General features: G+C 68.8%; 13 protein-coding genes and 1 pseudogene. 7 read left to right on the top strand and 7 right to left on the bottom strand.

Annotation, left to right across the window (positions count from 1 at the left end; all coding sequences use genetic code 11):
- Positions 1-63 precede the first annotated feature (63 nt).
- Positions 64-1626 (top strand): von Willebrand factor type A domain-containing protein, encoded by a 1563-nt coding sequence (locus tag D7Y11_RS34600; protein WP_233607478.1) that lies wholly within the window; start codon positions 64-66, stop codon positions 1624-1626.
- A gap of 102 nt (positions 1627-1728) precedes the next feature.
- Here the strand turns inward: D7Y11_RS34600 and D7Y11_RS34595 are convergent, their stop codons facing one another.
- Positions 1729-2331, bottom strand: coding sequence for a hypothetical protein (locus D7Y11_RS34595; RefSeq protein WP_126935815.1), 603 nt, complete (start codon positions 2329-2331; stop codon positions 1729-1731).
- Positions 2332-2546: 215 nt separating this feature from the next.
- Between D7Y11_RS34595 and D7Y11_RS34590 the strand changes: the two genes are divergently transcribed.
- Complete coding sequence (locus D7Y11_RS34590; protein WP_126935814.1) at positions 2547-3149, top strand: expansin EXLX1 family cellulose-binding protein; 603 nt, start codon at positions 2547-2549, stop codon at positions 3147-3149.
- Between the two features lie 42 nt (positions 3150-3191).
- On the opposite strand, the gene D7Y11_RS34585 is transcribed toward D7Y11_RS34590, so the two are convergent.
- The 5 genes from D7Y11_RS34585 to D7Y11_RS34565 all read right to left on the bottom strand — a co-directional run bounded on the left by D7Y11_RS34585 (position 3192) and on the right by D7Y11_RS34565 (position 13254).
- Positions 3192-3791, bottom strand: a complete 600-nt coding sequence (locus D7Y11_RS34585) for a hypothetical protein (RefSeq protein WP_126935813.1) — start codon at positions 3789-3791, stop codon at positions 3192-3194.
- A gap of 121 nt (positions 3792-3912) precedes the next feature.
- On the bottom strand, positions 3913-4509 hold the full coding sequence (locus D7Y11_RS34580) for a hypothetical protein (RefSeq protein ID WP_126935812.1): 597 nt from the start codon (positions 4507-4509) through the stop codon (positions 3913-3915).
- Between the two features lie 69 nt (positions 4510-4578).
- Positions 4579-10122, bottom strand: coding sequence for a DNA repair ATPase (locus D7Y11_RS34575; protein WP_126935811.1), 5544 nt, complete (start codon positions 10120-10122; stop codon positions 4579-4581).
- Between the two features lie 39 nt (positions 10123-10161).
- Positions 10162-12324, bottom strand: coding sequence for a hypothetical protein (locus tag D7Y11_RS34570; protein WP_120579890.1), 2163 nt, complete (start codon positions 12322-12324; stop codon positions 10162-10164).
- Between the two features lie 117 nt (positions 12325-12441).
- Positions 12442-13254, bottom strand: a complete 813-nt coding sequence (locus D7Y11_RS34565; RefSeq protein ID WP_120579889.1) for a hypothetical protein — start codon at positions 13252-13254, stop codon at positions 12442-12444.
- Between the two features lie 221 nt (positions 13255-13475).
- Between D7Y11_RS34565 and D7Y11_RS34560 the strand changes: the two genes are divergently transcribed.
- The 5 genes from D7Y11_RS34560 (at position 13476) to D7Y11_RS34540 (ending at position 17271) form a co-directional block, all read left to right on the top strand.
- The gene (locus D7Y11_RS34560) at positions 13476-14534 is read left to right on the top strand and encodes a DNA topoisomerase IB (RefSeq protein ID WP_120579888.1); all 1059 of its coding nucleotides are present in this window, start codon (positions 13476-13478) and stop codon (positions 14532-14534) included.
- A gap of 79 nt (positions 14535-14613) precedes the next feature.
- Positions 14614-15345, top strand: coding sequence for a 2OG-Fe(II) oxygenase (locus tag D7Y11_RS34555; protein WP_120579887.1), 732 nt, complete (start codon positions 14614-14616; stop codon positions 15343-15345).
- 114 nt (positions 15346-15459) lie between these two features.
- Positions 15460-15654, top strand: a complete 195-nt coding sequence (locus D7Y11_RS34550) for a hypothetical protein (protein ID WP_120579886.1) — start codon at positions 15460-15462, stop codon at positions 15652-15654.
- A 33-nt stretch (positions 15655-15687) separates the two neighbouring features.
- Positions 15688-16752, top strand: coding sequence for a patatin-like phospholipase family protein (locus tag D7Y11_RS34545; protein WP_126935810.1), 1065 nt, complete (start codon positions 15688-15690; stop codon positions 16750-16752).
- Between the two features lie 27 nt (positions 16753-16779).
- The gene (locus tag D7Y11_RS34540; RefSeq protein WP_233607477.1) at positions 16780-17271 is read left to right on the top strand and encodes a VOC family protein; all 492 of its coding nucleotides are present in this window, start codon (positions 16780-16782) and stop codon (positions 17269-17271) included.
- Positions 17272-17289: 18 nt separating this feature from the next.
- Here the strand turns inward: D7Y11_RS34540 and D7Y11_RS34535 are convergent.
- A pseudogene (locus D7Y11_RS34535) lies at positions 17290-17512 on the bottom strand (alpha/beta hydrolase); the annotation flags it as partial.

The raw sequence follows: 17512 nt of genomic DNA, 5'->3' as shown, positions 1-17512 counted from the left end.
CCGCCCCCCTCCACCCCGGCCGCGGCCGCCAAGAAGCGCGCTGACGCACCGTCGCCCGCGCCAATGATGGCCGAGGAGCGTGAGTCTTCCGATGCCCTGGCCGCGGCGGAGCCGGCCATGCGGCGCGCGGCGCCGGCGAAGGACGCCACCGTGGCCATGGGCGCGCCGGCCGGCCTCCAGATGAATGCCCCTCCGCCGGTCCAGCAGCCCATGGAGAAGCGCAAGATGCAGGCGGTGGATGGCGACAAGGGCGTCGCCGAGGGCGGCAACGTCTTCGAGACCTACAAGGCCAACGCCTTCACCGAGACGGCGAAGGACAACCTGTCCACCTTCGCGGCGGACGTGGACACGGCCTCCTACTCCATGGCCCGGCGCTACCTGCAGCAGGGCCAGCTGCCGCCCACCCACGCGGTGCGCGTGGAGGAGTTCGTCAACTACTTCAAGTACCGCTACACGCCGCCGGAAGAAGGCGCCTTCACGGTGCACCTGGAGGGCGCGCCCTCGCCCTTCAACGCGCGCCGCCAGTTCCTGCGCGTGGGCGTGCAGGGCAAGGTCGTCTCCCGCTCGCAGCGCAAGCCCGCGCACCTGGTGTTCCTGGTGGACACCAGCGGCTCCATGGCGTCGTCGGACAAGCTGCCGCTGGCCATCGAGTCCATCAAGGTCGCGGTGAAGAACCTCAATGAGAACGACACCGTGGCGCTCGTCACCTACGCGGGCTCCACGCGGGACGTGCTGGCCCCCACGCCCGCCACGGACGTGAAGAAGATCCACGCGGCGCTGGACACGCTGGTCGCCGGCGGTGGCACGGCCATGGGCTCCGGCATGGAGACGGCCTACAAGCACGCGGTGAAGAAGGCCGCGGGCGGCGTGGTGTCCCGCGTGGTGGTGCTCACGGACGGCGACGCCAACATCGGCCCCAACCTCACCCCCAAGGCCATGCTGGCCAGCATCGAGAAGTACGTGGCCGAGGGCGTCACGCTCACCACGGTGGGCTTCGGCATGGGCAACTACCACGACTCGTTGATGGAGCAGCTGGCCGACAAGGGCAACGGCAACAGCTTCTACGTGGACAGCATGAAGGAGGCGCGCAAGGTCTTCGAGACGCAGCTGACCGGCACGCTGGAGGTCATCGCGAAGGACGTGAAGTTCCAGGTGGAGTTCAACCCCAAGGCCGTCAGCCGCTACCGCCTGATGGGCTACGAGAACCGCGACATCGCGGACAAGGACTTCCGCGACGACAAGGTGGACGCGGGCGAGATTGGCGCGGGCCACACCGTGACGGCGCTCTACGAAGTGGAGCTCACGGGCGAGGCGCAGGACGTGGCCACCGTGCGCATCCGCGCCAAGGCGCCCAACGGCACGGAGGCCAAGGAGCAGGCCTTCCCGCTCACCCGCGCCAACCTGAAGCCGTCCATGGAGGCCGCGTCCAGTGACTTCCGCTTCGCCGTCGCCGTGGCCGCCACCGCGGACATCCTCCGCGCTGCTCCCGCCGCCGAGGGCTGGAGCCTGGCCACCACGCAGAAGCTGGCGGAGGGCGCCGTGGCCGGTGACGCCGACCGCACCGAGTTCGTTCGTCTCATCGGCCAGGCCCGCGCGCTGACGACCGCGTCGGCCAGCGGCCACTGAGGGCAGTACCCAGCACGACACACCGGGGAACGCGCAGCAAGGGGGGCTCTGCCCGCCACCGGGGATGCACCGGTGGCGGGCAGGGCTTTTTTCAGGGGTGCTTCAGATGGTGCTGATGACCGGCGCCGTGGTGCTGGTGAAGAAGTCGGTGAAGGTCCCGTACCAGTAGGTCCCCGACCGGCCGTTGATCTTGCATGCCTTGGTGCCGGAGACGCTCAGGTTGGTCCCGGTGCTGTTCAGGCCGGCGCTGCCGGTCAGGATGCTGCCCGTCATGTAATCGCAGTAGATGTCCCCGTTGCGCGTGGTGGCGAGCGTCGTGGGGTCCACGGCGCGCACGGCCATGATGGTGGCCGCCGAGCCGCTCCAGCCGTTCTTCATCGTGAAGCCCACCGCGAGCCCCAGGCTGGAGCCGGAGAGGGACACGGTGCCCGGCGCGTTCAGCGGGACGGTCTGGAGCACCACCGACGCGCCCGTCGTCAGGGTGCAGCTGGCGCCACCCGTGCGGGTGAGCACGACGTTGTACTGCGGCGGCGAGGTGGTGATCTGCACCGTGGTCGCTTCGTAGTCACAGCCCTGCGAGGTCGCCGTCGTCAACCGCGCGCTCTGCTGCGCGAGCTCCGCGCCGTCCTCCTGCTCCGGACCGCCACACGCGGAGAGGGCAAGAGCGGACCCAAGGCACACCACGGACGTCAGTTTGTTCATCATGGGAATTCCTTTCCTATTTTGGGGAGGGGGAAGGCCCGGACGCTAACAAGCCTGTCTGACAGAACCAAGACACAGAGTCCTGTCTGCCCTTGACGCGGAGCGACGCGTGTATAGTGCCCGGTATGAACCGACCCGCTTCGTTGCAAAATGCGTTGGTGTTGGCCCTGACCTCGCTTGCCTGTGGAGCATGCGGCGACTCTGCCTCCGGCGGAGGCGTGGCCCTGGGCTCCGAGCAGAAAGGGATTGCGACCTTCTACGACGCCAACGGGGGCGGCAACTGCAGCTACGACCCGGGCGGCGACCTGATGGTGGCCGCGATGAACCGCGAGCAGTACGACAACAGCGCCGCCTGCGGCCAGTGCGTGGACATCGTGGGGCCCAAGGGCAACGTGCGCGTGCGCATCGTGGACCAGTGCCCGGATTGCGATAAGGGCCACCTGGACCTGTCCCGCAAGGCCTTCGACAAGATCGCGGAGGCGAAGAATGGCCGGGTGAGCATCACCTGGACGCCGGTCTCCTGCGACGTGGCGGGTCCGGTGAAGTACCACTTCAAGGACGGCAGCAACCCCTGGTGGACGGCCATCCAGGTGCGCAATCACCGGCTGCCCATCCAGAAGCTGGAGTGGAAGCGTGACGGTGATTGGAAGGCGCTGAAGCGCGAGAGCTACAACTACTTCGTCACCGACTCGGGCGTGGGCGAGGGCCGCTTCCAGCTGCGCGTCACCGCCACGGGCGGCCAGCAGCTCGTCGACTCCGTGGAGAAGGTGCTGGACGACGGCAGCGTGGACGGGGCGGAGCAGTTCGCGCCCCAGAAGTAGGCGCACGCGCCCCGCCGCCCCGTCCGTCACTGCGTCAGCGCATCAGAACGTGAAGACGGACGGGGACGTGGTGCTGGTGAAGAAGTCCACGTAGCTGGCCACGTAGTTGTTCCCCGAGCCCGTCTGGCCGGAGATGGTGCCGCTCTTCGTGCCGGACACGGTGAGCGTCGTCCCGTTGGACGCGATGGACAGGCTGCCCGAGTAGATGGAGCCCGAGCCCAGGAAGATGGACAGCCCCGTGGAGCGCACGATGGCCATCGTGTCCGGAGCCACGTGCCGGAGTCCCAGGGACTGGGGCGAGCTGCCGCTGACGCTGGTCTTGTACGTGTAGCTCACGGCCACGCCCAGGTCGTTGGCCGCCAGCGACAGCGTGGGCGCGGTGCCGGTGGAGGAGCCCACCACCACGCTGTCCGCGCCGAAGGCACAGGTGGCATCCGCCGCGCGCGTGACGGTGACGTCGTAGATGGGAGGAACGGTTCCCGTCCGCGCCGCGGACGACACCGTGAACGTGCAGCCCTGGGAGGTCCCCGTCACCAGCGCGGACTCCTGGGTGGCGAGGTCGGCCTCCCCCCCCACGCCAGCGCCACACGCGGTGAGGCCCGCGATGGCGCAAAGTGAAACAACAGACTTGATGTTCAGCATGGGAGTGCACTCCAGGGTTGGGGTGGTTGAAGCGCCGTCCCGTATAAAAGCAAACGTCAGACACTGAAAACATTTCGTCCTCAATGCCTGCCATCCAAACCCTGGGGTGCGAAGTCACCCATCAGAACGCGACGATGGACGGTGTCGTCTCGCTGGTGAAGAAGTCCGGGAAGGTGGCCACGTAGTTATCACCGGAGCCCGTCTCTCCGACGATCGGGGCGTTCTTGGTGCCGCTGACGGTCAGCGTCATGCCGTCCGGTTCAATGGACAGGTCTCCGGCGTAGATGAACTTCCCCAGCGCGTTGAAGTACAGGCCCGTGGACCGGGTGATGGCCAGCGTTTCCGGTGCCACGTGCTTGATGCCCAGCTGCTGGGGTGAGGGCCCACCCGTCCGGTACGTGTAGCTCACGGCCACGCCCAGGTCGTTGGCCGCCAGGGACACCGTGGACGGCGTGCCGTTGGAGAACCCCACCACCACGCTGCCCGCGCTCCAGGGGCAGGTGGAACTCGCTTCACGTGTGAGCGTGATGTCGAAGATGTAGGGGAACGGACCGGGCTGCCGCGGCGCGGACGACACCGTGAAGGTGCAGCCCTGGGAGGTCCCCGTCACCAGGGCGGACTCCCGGGTGGAGAACTCGCCCTGCCCTTCCGCTCCTCCGCCACACGCCGTGACCGCGACGACCGCACACAGGGAAACGACAGACTTGAGGTGATGCATGGCACTGCCCTCCAGGGGTTGGAACCGCGCCAACCCCTTTAAAGGCAAATGCCAGACATGCAAACCGGATTAACGCCGCAGCATGCCGCGCAGCAACTCCAGGGCCTCGGTGACCCCTTGCCAGACCTGGAGCGCCTTGATGCCCTCGCCTTCGCCCTGCACGTTGCGGCGGGCCGCGCGCTCCAGGGGCAGCAGCGCCCCCTCCACCAGCTCGATCTGCCGGCTCAGCTCCGCCGGAGACGGACCGTTCGCGGCGCGCTGGAGTGACTCCGCCTGTGAAGGCAGGGACACCGACACCGGCCGGTCCGCCAGGGCCGTGATGGCCTTGGAGAGCTGGGCCATGTACGGGCCGAAGTCCGGCGCGGCCGCCTGGGGCATGGGCGCGTTGCGCAGCGTGGGCGCCTCCGCTTGGGTTGCCACGCGCTCCGTGAGGGCCTTGAGCAGCTGCGCCAGGTGCTTGAGGTACGGGGCCAGGTCCGTGGCCGGAGCCTGGGCCACGGGAGCGGCCTGGGGCATGGCCGGGAGGGACACCTGCACCGGGGCGGGTGGCTTCGCGGCGGCCTCGCGGCTGACGCGGGCTACCTCCAGCACGGCCTCGCGCAGGGCCTCCAGGTGCGGGGCCACGGGCGTGTCCTCGCTGGGGGCGTTCGCCTGCGCGGCGGCCTGCACCACCGCGTCGCGAACGGAGCCCAGTTGTTCCTCGATGGCGCCCAGCTGTCCGGTGACGCGCGCCACGGGGTCGTCTTCCTTGCCCCCCATGCGCTTCACGCGGGCGAAGCCCTGCTTGATCTCCTCCCAGCGCTTCGCCTTCTCCGGCGTCAGGCGCCCACGCATCTCCTGGAGCTTGAGCAGGTTCTGCTCCGCCGCGGTGGTGAGTGTCTGGGATTCGCCCTGGTAGTGGTCGTCGATGCGACGCTCCAGCTCGTCGTCCGTCATCGCGGAGACGACCTTCTCCGCCATCTTGCCCATGTTGCGGTAGCTGCCCTGCAACTTGAACGGAGGCTCCGTGCGGAAGCGCTCGTCCTGCGCGGCGGACGCGATGTACTGGAGGTTCACCTTGAGCAGCACCTGCTGCACGCGGAACAGCCGCTGGAAGACGGCGACAATCTCCTGCAGCTCCGCCGCCGCGTAGCCGTGCTTCAGCTCGCCGGAGGGGACGTCCTCGCCCTTGGCCATCCGGATGAGGCGGTGCACGTCCTGCGGGTCGCGCGTGGCCAGCGGCGCGAGCACCGGGTTGGAGGTGAGCGCGTTCTCCAGGTAGCTGAGCGCGAACAGGTCCTCCTTGCCGTCCAGGATGTCACCCAGGTTGTAGGTGTCCGCGCGGTTGGCGAGCATGTCCGGGATGCGGAAGCGCTCGCCGGTCTCCGTGTACGGGTTGCCCGCCATCACCACGCAGAACTTCTTGCCGCGCAGATCATACGTGCGCGTCTGGCCATTCCAGACACCCTCTACGCGGCGCTGGCCGTCGCACAGGGAGATGAACTTCTGGAGCAGCTCCGGATCCGTGTGCTGGATGTCGTCGAGGTAGAGCATCACGTTGTTGCCCATCTCGAAGGACAGGTTGATGCGCTCCACCTCCTGCCGCGCGGTGGCGTTGGGCGCCTCCGACGGATCCAACGACTTCACGGAGTGGCCCAGCGCCGGCCCGTTCACCTTCACGAAGGTGAGGCCCAGGCGGCTGGCCACGTACTCCATCAGCGTCGTCTTGCCGTAGCCCGGCGGAGACATGAGCAGCAGCATGCCCATGCGGTCCGTGCGCTTGCCCTCGCCCGCCGCACCCAGCTGCTTGGCCAGGTTCGCGCCGATGAGCGGCAGGTACACCTCGTCGATGAGCCGGTTGCGCACGAAGCTCGTGAGCACCTTGGGCGTCAGCTCCTCCAGCCGCAGCTTGCGCCGCTCGCGGTCCAGCAGGTCGCGCAGGTACGCGCGGTAGGCCACGTACGCGGGCACGCGCACCTGGCGGAACTCGCCCAGCCGAGACAGGAACTCGTCCAGGCGCAGGGACAGCTTGCGGTCCTGGACGCGCGAGTGGCTGCCCAACAGGCCCGTGGCCTCCGTGGCGGTGATGGCGCCCGCCGTCTCGCGGTCCAGCTTGCGCTCGGTGAGGAGCACCACCGCCGTCTCCAGAGCGACGTGGGCCGCGTCGCCCGGACCACCCTCACGACGGGCCAGGAACGCATCTACCCAGGCGCGAGCGATGCGCAGGCGCTCCGGCAGGTTCTTCTCCAGGCCGCGCAGGTCGTCGTCGAACGCGGTGCGCGAACCGTGGCGGTCCAGGTGCGCGAGGAAGGCATCCTTCAGCGCCAGGGCCTCGCGGCTGGTGGTGAAGCGCGGGCGGTCCACCGCCAGCTCCTCCACGAGGTAGCGACCCGCCTGCCGGCCCTCCGCGGGCGACGCCGCGAGGCCGTGGCCCTGGAGGAACGCGAGCACGCGCTCGCCCAGCTCGTCACCCAGCGCCACCAGGTCCGAGCCGATGTCGAACGCCTGCCGCAGCCGCGCGAGGCTGCGCGCGCGCCGGTGGAAGACGCCCCGGAGCGTGTCGTCCGGGTCGAACGCCCAGTACAGCGCGGCCCAGGCGCGAGGCACCGGGGCGAAGCGCAGGAGGCCCGCGCCCTGGTGCAGCGCGAGCAGCTTCTCCAGGAGCGCCGTCGCGTCCGAGTCGTGCACGCCGCGCTCGTAGCCCTCGTCGAAGCGGTCCGCCGCGTACGCGCGCACGCGCTCCATCAGCTGCCCCTGCGCGCCGGCCTCGTACAGCGCCGTGAGCGTGAGGCCGCCCTTCCCCTCCTCCGCGTCCATCAGCAGGCCCGCGGCCAGGTACTCCGCGCGGTACACGTCGCGCGTCTCGGAGACCAGGTGCTGATCCCAGAGCTCGCGGTACTTCAGCAGCTCCGGGTCCTCCAGCTTCTGGGTGTAGTCGGAGCCGGTGAGCTGGAGGTACAGCGCGCCGTCGCGAGGGACGAGCGTCAGCTCCAGCGGCTGGGTGTTCACGTGGAAGCGGTAGGGCCCCAGCTTGATGAGGCCTTCGCCGCCCTCGAACAGGTCCTGCTTGTCGCGCAGGGCGCGCAGGGCGTCCTGCTTCGCGGACTTCACCCGCGACAGCACTTCGTCCGCGCGCACGCTGTCCTGGAGCGCCAGCAGCTGTTCAGCCAGCTGCCGCAGCTTGAGGATCATCGCGTCGGACGCGAAGTAGGCGTTGAGCTCGTCGTCCGCCTTGAACGACTTCGCCCGGCGCTGCACGCCCTGGAGGATGCGCTCCGCCGCGCCGAAGAGGCCCGAGGCCCGGCGCTGACGCTCGTCCACCAGCGACTGCTTGCGCGCGCCGAAGGCCTCCAGCAGCTCCTCGCGCTTCTGGGTGATCTGCCCCAGGAACTCGTCGAACTCGCCGAAGCGGCCCTCCAGCTCCTCCAGCAGCACGGTGAGCTTGGAGAGCGCCTCGTCGCACTTCTCAGGCGAGTCCGCCTGCGACAGCGCGTTCTCGATGCTCTGCCCCAGCAGCTTGAACTGCGCGCCGAACTCCGCGCGCTTCTCCTTGCCGGACAGCTCCTTGCGCTTCGCCTGGAGCCCCGCGCGAACGCGGTTCAAGCGGCTGAACAGCTCGGAGATGCCCTCGAGGATCTTGGCCCGGGCCAGCGGGTCGCCCACCTGGAGCCCGCCCACCACCTCACCCAGCACCTCCAGGCCCTGGGCGGTGCGATCCACGTCCTCGGCCAGCGGGGCCAGCTCGGCCGTCGTCGTCAGAGGCTCCAGCCGCTCCAGCAGCCCGTCCAGCCGCGAGGCCAGGGGCTGGAGCGCTTCACCCTTCTGGAGGAAGTCCACGCACGCGGTGCTCACCGCGTCGGACGCGGCCACCACCGCCTGCTCCAGGGCGTCCACGCGCCCCAGGTCCATGTAGCGGACGTCCTTCAAGGTGATGAGGTGCCCGCGGTGCCGGCGCAGGTCCGCCAGCGCGCGCATGAAGCCCTCGGCATCCGTGAGCCCCTCCGGCTGCGCGTTGAGCAGCAGCGTCTCCTGCGTCTGCAGCGCCTGCGCGAGCGACTCCTCCGCGCGCTTGCGCATCGCGAGGACCTTCTCGAACTCATCGATGATGAGCTCGGAGGTGCGGCGCAGCAGCTCGATGGGCGCCTGGAGCCCCACTTCCGCGTGGGAGAGCCAGTAGTAGGCGTCCAGGGCGCGCGTGGCCGCGGAGACCAGGTCCTCGTAGGTGCGGCGCGTGGGCTTGTCCGTCTTCGCCACGCGCGGCAGCGTCAGGGCGTCACTGATGCCGCGCACCAGCTCCGCGTTGCCCACCTTGCCCAGGTAGCCCGGCGCGGGGGGCACCTTCGCCGCGTGCTCGTCGGAGACGAACGGCGTCTGCCACACCTGCATGGGGTGCACGCGCGTGGGCTCCTGCGACGTGGCGCGGAACACCACCAGCCCACCGTCCGCGAAGAGGCTCATTCCGTTCGCCTGCAGCGGCGTCTGCACCTCCTTGCGCACCAGGTTGTACGGGAAGAGCACATACGCGCCCTCGTCCCGGCGGTGGAAGACGTAGAGCACGTCCTCACCGTTGGGCGAGCGCACCGCCTGGTGGAACTCCATCCCCTCCGACGCGCCGTCGAAGACCTTGTAGTCGCCCGTCTGGAGGTAGTAGCCGCCCGGGAAGACGATGCCCTGGTCCTCCGGCAGCCGCACACAGGACTGGCCAATGGCGTCGATGCGCACCACGTGCTGGGTGCGCGAGTTGAAGACGAGGTAGCGGTACGCCTTCTCCCGGAACGGCAGGATGCGCAGGAGGATGAGCCCGCCCACCTGCGTCCAGGCGAACTCCGCGTCGTCCAGCGACTGGTCCGGGTCGTCCACCGGCTCGCTGTAGATGCCCAGGCCGGTGGCGGTGTTGTCCTCCACCTTCACGGTGAGGTCGCCCTTCACCGTCTCCACGAAGACCTGATCCAACACGTTGACGTGCGGGTGCTGGCCCAGCACGTACTGCTCGCGCGTGGCCACCGTCCACTCGAAGTCGTGTGACGGCGGGTAGACGTGGTCGCGCTCACCCTGGTTGTCCACGTAGGTGGCGTGACCCTCCACGTCCACGTTGAAGCGGAAGACCTTGAGGTCGCGCGCGGACAGGCCCGTCTGGAACACCGCGAGCAGGCGCGAGTCCCGCCGCCGCAGCTGCAGCAGCTTCGCGTCCTTGTAGTACTTGTACAGCTCGCCGAAGTCCTTCACGAACCGGGGGTCCGCGAGGAAGCCGCCGGCCTCCGTGGGAGGCACGGCGGACAAGTCGAAGCCCTCGGCCGTCTTCTCGAAGCGGTGCAGCGAGAAGACGTCCGAGATGTTCGTCTCCTTCTTCAGGCCGATGAAGACGTTGTAGCCGAAGAGGAGGTACTTCCCGACGCTGACGATGTCGCGGGGGACGCAGTTGTTCTCCGTGCGTACCCGCTCGTTGCCAATGACGGTGAGCTCCGTGCCACCGAACAGCGCCTTGCGCCGCCCGTTGAGGTCGTTCGCCTGGGTCGCCAGCGCGTCCGCCTGGGAGACGAGGCGCGCACGGATGACCTCGTAGCTGCCGCCCTCCAGCGTCGCCTCGCCCCCGGGCACCTGGGTGCCCGGGGTCTTGGTGCTGTCAGTTGCCATGGATGTTCACCGGAAAGGGATTGCGATTGGCGGGAGGCTTCAGCCCTGCTGCTTCTGCGCGAGGGCCGCGGCTTCCGACTGCACCAGCGCCTTGATGCCAGCGGCGGTGGACTCCGTGGGGCTCACCGACATGCGGTTGAGCAGCGCCGCGACGGCCAGGTTCTGCGCGTCGTTGCTGAGGCCCGGCTTGGAGAGGATCTCCTTCAGGTCCGCCGGCAGGTCCTTCTCACCGTTGAGGTAGCCACCGAGCGTCTTCTTCAGGGCCTCGCCGTGGTCCAGCGCGCCGTCCACCGAGCTGCCGAAGGACACGGCCTTGATGAAGTTCTCGAAGAACTTCCCGTCGCCACCGACGATCTGGAACTTCGCGTTGCTGAACGCCTGGCCGAGCACGCTGGCCTGGGCCTGCGCGATGTCCTTGCGCACGTTGATGGCGGCCAGCTCCACGTCGCGCTCCTTGTTGAGGCGCAGGCGGTACTCCTCGTGCTCGCGGCCCACGCCGTCCAGGGCCTTCATCGCGGTGGCCTTCTCCGACAGGCCCCGGGCCTCGGCCATCAGCTTCTCCTGGATGGCGGCGGCCTCGGCGAGCAGCTTCTCGCGCGTGGCGAACGCCTCGGCCTCGCCGCGCTTGTGGATGGCGCCCGCTTCCGCCTCCTGCACGCGGGCGTTCGCCAGGCCCTTCTGCTCCGCGCCAGCGGCCTCGGCGAGCAGCTTCTCGCGCACCGCGGACGCCTGCGCCTGGCCCTGCTTCTCGATGACGGAGGCCTCGGCCTCCTTCACGCGCACCTGCGCCATGCCCAGCTTCTCCGTGGCGACCGCGTCCGCCTCACGCACGCGCACGCTGGCCAGGCCCGCCGCGGCGGACTCGGCCTGGATGCCCTCGGCCATCCGCATCTTCGCCTTGGCCTGCTTGTCCGCGGCCTCCAGGTCGGCCTCGGCCAGGGTCAGCTTCTCCTTGGCGAGGAACACGGAGATCTTCGCGCTCGCCTCCGCGGCGGTGACGTCCTTCACGGACGCCTCTTCGGCGTGCGCCTGGGCGGTGATGATGATGGCGTCCTTGGTGCGCTTCGCGTCCGACGTCACGCGCAGGTCCTTGATGTTCTCCTCTTCCTGGGCGACGGTCTTCTCCACCGCGATGCGGGCGCGGACGACGTCGGCGATGGCCTTCTTCTCCGTCTCCAGCGCCTTCTCCTTCGCGATGCGCTGCAGCTCCGTCTCACGCTCGCGGTTGATGGCCTCCAGGGCGCGGTCCTTCTCCACTCGCTCGGTCTCCACGCCCACCACGCGCTCGCGGTTCTTCTGGGCCACCTGCACCTGGCGCTGCTTGTTCTCCTCGTTGATGGCGATCTCTTCTTCCGCCTTGATGCGCGCCAGCTGCGCCTTGGCGAACTCCTCGCTCTTCACGCGGTCGGCCTCGGCCGTCTCACGCGCCTGGATGATGTCGATCTCGCGGCGCTGCTTGGCGGCCGCCTCCTCGCGCTGACGCTCGAGGGCGAAGATGGCCTCGTCGGCTTCCACGTTGCGCTTCGTCACCGCCATGCGCTCGGACTGGCGCAGCTCGTTGGTGAAGACGTTCTGCTCGGTGGTGAGCTGGGTGATCTTCCGGATGCCCTGGGCGTCCAGGATGTTGTCCTTGTCGAGCATCTCCACCGGGGTCTGCTCGAGGAAGTCGATGGCGCAGTCCTCCAGCATGTAGCCGTTCAAGTCGCGGCCGATGGTCTCGACGACCTTGTCCTTGATCTCGTCGCGCTTGGTGTAGAGCTGCTCGAAGTTGAAGGACTTGCCCACCGTCTTGAGGGCCTCGGAGAACTTGGCCTCGAAGAGGTTCTCCAGCGTCTCCTGGTCGGAGGCGCGAGCGCAGCCGATGGACTGGGCCACCTTGAGCACGTCCTCACGCGTCTTGTTCACGCGCACGAAGAAGGTGACCTTGATGTCCGCGCGGATGTTGTCCTGGCAGATGAGGCCTTCCTTGCCGCGGCGGTCGATTTCAACCGTCTTCAGCGAGATGTCCATCACCTCCGCGCGGTGCACGATGGGCAGCACCACGGAGCCGGTGAAGGTGACCGTGGGCTCGGTCTTCAACGTGTTGACGATGAGCACCTTGCCCTGATCCACCTGGCGGTAGAACTTGGCCACGCTGGCGAAGATGCCGAAGCAGATGACGATTGCGACGCCGCTGATTGCCGCGATGCTGATGAGGTCCATGGCCTATCCTGAGAAGTCCGTTGGGCGGGCCTTGTTCCAAGCACTCGGGGTCCCCCGCGAAAGCCACCCGGTACCGATTGTCGCGCCCGTCCGGAGGAGCCCGGAGGACGCCAATATTCATCGCTGGGCGCGGGCTCGCGCGATGGCCGCTGCCTTCAGCGGATCCCGCAGCTGCTCCATTTCCTGGGGGAGGAGCCAGTCCACCGGCTCCACCTCGTACACGCCCCGCTCCGCGTCGTAGCCGAGGATCAACGCCGGCTGGCCGCGCTTGAGCTCATTGGGCTTGTCACAGAAGACGTTGAGGATGAGGCCCGCGGCCCCGTCGTCGAAGGTTGCGTGGCCATCCTTCGCGGTCACGCTGCCGCTGGAGATGGTGCACACGCGGCCCATCAGCGCATCGCGGCCCGGAGCGCGCCTGGCGATGAAGATGGGGCGCAGCGGCCGCACCGCGATCCCGCTCGCCACCGTGGCCACCACCGTGCAGACAAGGCCCAGGCCCGTGCTCACGAGCCACGAGGGCAGCATGGAGAGCGCCGAGTGCGTGGCCTGGACGCCGAGCAGCGACAACGACCAGGAGAGGAACACCACCAGGCTCACCGACACGGTGACGGGGATGCCCCCGAAGCCCAGCGCCGCGAGCAGGCCCGTGGCGGCCTCCGCGTCGTGCAGGTGCGAGTGCCCCGCGTGGCCGACGTCATGGCCCCCGAGTGCCTTCGCGCCACCTTCGAGAATCCCGGAGGTGGCCTTGGCGCCGCCCTCGAACGCGCCGCTCACCGCCTTGGCGCCGCCCTCCAGGGCCGAGTCGCCATCCAGCATGTCGATGCCGGCCGCGCCGATGATCACGCACAGCCAGTACGCCAGCACCACACCCAGGAGGATGGTGAAGATCGCGGTCGGGAACGCCAGGAGGGCGTCGAGGAAGGTTGTCATGCCTCGGGAATAAATTGAGAGGTGGGAGTCGCAACGAACTCTAAACGACTGCATCCCCATCCGAAAATGCCGCCTGGGGCTTTTCTGCCCGGCTGCTCCCCCTCCCGCCAGGGGGCAACCGGATTGCCGCCCCGGCGTGGGCTGCGCACTACAGGGAGGCGATGCCCTCCCATGCCACCATCTCAGAATCTGAGCGCATCCCGTCCACGAGCCGCCGGGGAATGACCCAGCTGGAGCGGCTGCGGCAGGACGGCCACCGTCGGCTGGGGTCCATGAAGCGAGGCTTCCGCTACGTGGACGCGCGGGGCCGGGCTGTCTCACACGCAGAGCGTGAGCGCATTGGTACACTGAGGCTGCCGCCCGCCTGGACGGACGTGGCCATCTCGCCCAAGGCCTCCGCGCGGCTTCAAGCGGTGGGCAGGGACGGGGCGGGCCGCTGGCAGTACCGCTACAGCGAGGCGCACACGCAGAAGCAACGGGACGCGAAGTACCAGCGCATCGTGGGCTTCGCGCAGGCGCTGCCGAAGATGCGGCGGCAGGTGAGCAAGGATTTGCGCAAGCGGGGCCTGGGCCGGGATCGGGTGCTCGCAGGGATGCTGCGCATCCTGGGCACCTGCTTCATCCGTCCGGGCAGCGAACGCTACGCGGAGGAGCACGGCAGCTTCGGCCTGGCCACGCTGCGAGCGCGGCACGTGAAGGTGCATGGCGACACGGTGGTGTTCGACTACCCGGGCAAGTCCGGAGTGCGGCAGCACCGCGAGTTGAAGGACCGGCGCGTGGCGACGCTCGTGCGGCAGTTGTTGAAGGTGCCCGGGCGAGACGTCTTCAAGTTCGTGCTCGACGACGGCGCGGTGGTGGACGTGAGGCGCCGGCACATCAACGAATACATCCAGCAGGTGATGGGCCCGGGCTACAGCGCGAAGGACTTCCGCACCTGGGCGGGTACGCTCATCTGCGCCTGCGCGCTGGCGAGGGCTCGCGATCGCGTGAAGGAGGAAGGCGACAGCGGCCCGGTGAAGAAGACCGTGCTCAAGAAGAGCATGGTGGCCGCGGTGCGCGAGGCCTCCGAACAGCTGGGCAACACGCCCGCGGTGGCGAAGGCGTCGTACATCTACCCGTCCGTGCTCGTCCTGTTCGAGCGAGGCCAGGTGGTGGACCGCTACTTCCGGTCCGTGGACGAGCTGGCGGCGAACTCGGGCGAAGGCATGCACTGCTCGGAGAAAGCGCTGTTGCACATGCTGGGCAAGACGAAGCTCAGCGCGAAGCAGGCGTCCGTGTAGCTCAGGACTCGGCCGGGAAGGAGGCGGGCGGTGGCGGTTCCCCTCTCGCGCGCACCGGGAAGGCGCTAGCGTCCGGTCCGTGCCCGAGTACGTCACCCACCGCGACGCCCTGCCCCGCGCCGAGCTGGAGTCCCTGGGGGATGCCCTGCTCGGCTCCCGCTTCGTCGCGCGCAGTCCGTTGATGGGCACGTTCCGCGCGAGCCGCGGCTTCGCGTTCATCTTCACGCGCGAAGGACGCGCGACGCTGGAGGCCCGCTTCCCGTTCCTGTCCGTCTACCTGCGCCGCATCCTCGACGACGACAGCGCGCGCGGGCTCCTGCCGTGGACGCAGCGCTGGTTCGGTGGCCGCGACACACGTCCGCGCCCCAATGCCTTCTATTTGAACCTGCTGCTGCTGGACGCGGGCACACCGGTGGGACGCCACATCGACGCGACGTTGCAGGAGCCGAGCGGCGTTCCGGACGCGACGCCCGAACACGTGAGCGTCCTGTACCTGCGGGTTCCAAAAGGCGCGCAGGGAGGCTCACTGCGGCTGCTGCGAGACAACCAGCTCCAGGGCGAGGTGCGGCCCCGTCCGGGCCTGCTGGTCCACTTCCGGGGCAACCTCCAGCACGAGGTCGAGCCCTTCACTGGAGGTCCGGAAGGCGCCCTGCGCGCGAGCCTCGTGTGCGAGCAATACGCCTTCGCGGACGACGTGCTGCCCCGGCTCCCGGTGTTCCGCATCCAGTCCAAGGCGGGCTTCTCCGCCTACCTGGAGGCCCAGCGCGAGCGCGACGGCGCGGCCCCTTCCGTGGGAACGCTGGAGGAATAAGCGCCCGCTGGTGCCCCGCTCCTGGAGCATGCAGCCGCACGGGCAGACCACCGCTTGCGCCCACGGGGCAGCATCCCAAGCCTTGAGGTTCACCTTTCGCAGGAGTGGACGACCATGGCGGGCAAGAAGCTGGAGGGCTACGGCGAGACCAGTGAGCGACGCCAGCGGCACCTGGAGAACGACGAGTTCTCTGAACGGGCGCCCCAGACACCCGAGGAACTGGAGAAGGCGCGCACCGAACCGGAGGATGGGCATCAAGTGGTGACCCTCCATCCGCTGGATTCAGAGCGTCCGGACGACGAGGACTGAGCACACGCCGGGCTGATAGGGTCAGCGCCCGCGATGAGCCAGAGTCTGACCTTGCTTGCGGGCCCCAACGCCCTGCGCATCCTCCGGGAGCGCGGACTGCGCGCGGAGGACGTGGACATCCTTCCAGGCGCTTCCGGTGGACCGAAGTGGCTGGGGCTGGAGGGAATCGACCGCGTGCTGTTCGGCGAACTCCTCCAGCAGCCGCGCACCCGGCCGCTGCACCTCATCGGCAGTTCGATCGGGAGCTGGCGGCTGGCGTGCCTGGCGCAGAAGGATCCGGTGGCCGCGCTGAGGCGCTTCGCGGACGCGTACCTGGAGCAGCGCTATCCGCCCAGGCCTTCGCCCTCGCTGGTCAGCGAGAGGAGCGCGACGATCCTGGATTCCCTCCTGGGGCCGGACGGCATGGAGGAGATCCTCACGCACCCGTGGGCGCGCCTGCATGTCGTGACGACCCGGTGCAAGGGATTGCTGGCGATGGAGCAGTCCAGCATCCAGCTCGCGGGCTTCGTGCTGGGCGCGCTGGCGAACGCGGTGAGCCGCCGGACGCTCGGGCTCCACATGGAGCGCGTGGTGTTCCACACCGCCGGGGACTCCAGCCCCTTCGCTGGACTCAAGGACCTGCCGTCGGTCCATCGTCCCCTCACCCGCGACAACCTGCGCCCGGCGCTCATCGCATCGGGCTCCATTCCGATGGTGCTCGCGGGCGTCCACGACATCCCCGGCGCGCCTCCCGGCACGTACCGGGACGGCGGCGTCGTCGACTACCACCTGGACGTCGACTACGGCACGGGTGACGGGTTGGTGCTCTATCCGCACTTCTATCCGTACGTGGTGCCCGGCTGGTTCGACAAGTCGCTCAAGTGGCGGCGCGCGGGTCCGCTCAACTTCCGCCGCGCGTTGATCATCACGCCATCGCCCGCGCATCTGGCGCGGCTGCCCGGTGGACGCATCCCGGACCGTTCGGACTTCACGGAGATGAAGGCCGACGACCGGATCCGCGCGTGGAACCAGGTGCTGACCGAAGGCGACCGCGTGGCCGACGAGCTGCGTGAGCTACTGGCCTCGGGTCGCATCGCGGATCACGTCCAGCCGCTGTAATACTCAACTCGGTCACGGGAGGACCCCATGCTTCGAATCCTCAGCGGCGCGCTGCTTGCCCTCACCCTGGGCGGCTGCGCGGCGTCGCCTCCGCGTCCCTCGCCCACTGTTCCACCCAAAGGCACCGCCCGCATGCGCCTCGGCAACTTTTCCGTCAGCCTCGCCGTCAAGGACCTCGCCATCTCTCGCGCGTTCTACGAGAAGCTCGGCTTCCAGGTCATTGGCGGCAACGCGGCCCAGAACTGGCTCATCCTTCAGAACGAGACCAGCACCATCGGTCTGTTCCAGGGCATGTTCGACAAGAACATCCTGACGTTCAATCCCGGCTGGGACCGCAACGCCCAGACACTCGCTGACTTCGACGACGTCCGCGAGATCCAGCGGAGCCTCCAGGCCCGCGGTCTGCCCCTCGCGACCGCCGCCGACGCGTCCTCCACCGGGCCCGCGAGCCTCATGCTCACCGACCCCGATGGCAACACCATCCTGATTGATCAGCACGTCCCGAAGCCGGGACAGTGAGGCGGTGGTTGGGTCCACTCAGGAAGCGAGCCACGTGCGAAGCGTGGCGTAGACCTCCGGGTGGTCGAGCAGGTCCAGGTGGTTCGCGCCCGGGATGATCCGCTGGTTCGCTTCCGGGAATCGCAGCGTCAGCTCGGGCAGGGCATGCCGCCCGAGCGCGCTGTCCACCGGGACCAGCCCGTCACCGGGCAGCCGCTCCGCCAACGCCTTCGCGGTGGTCGCCGCGATCGCGTAGCAGGCC

The organism is Corallococcus sp. AB018 (assembly GCF_003986945.1).
GTDB classification, from domain to species: Bacteria; Myxococcota; Myxococcia; order Myxococcales; family Myxococcaceae; genus Corallococcus; species Corallococcus exiguus.
This window is presented reverse-complemented; position numbering and strand designations above follow the sequence as displayed.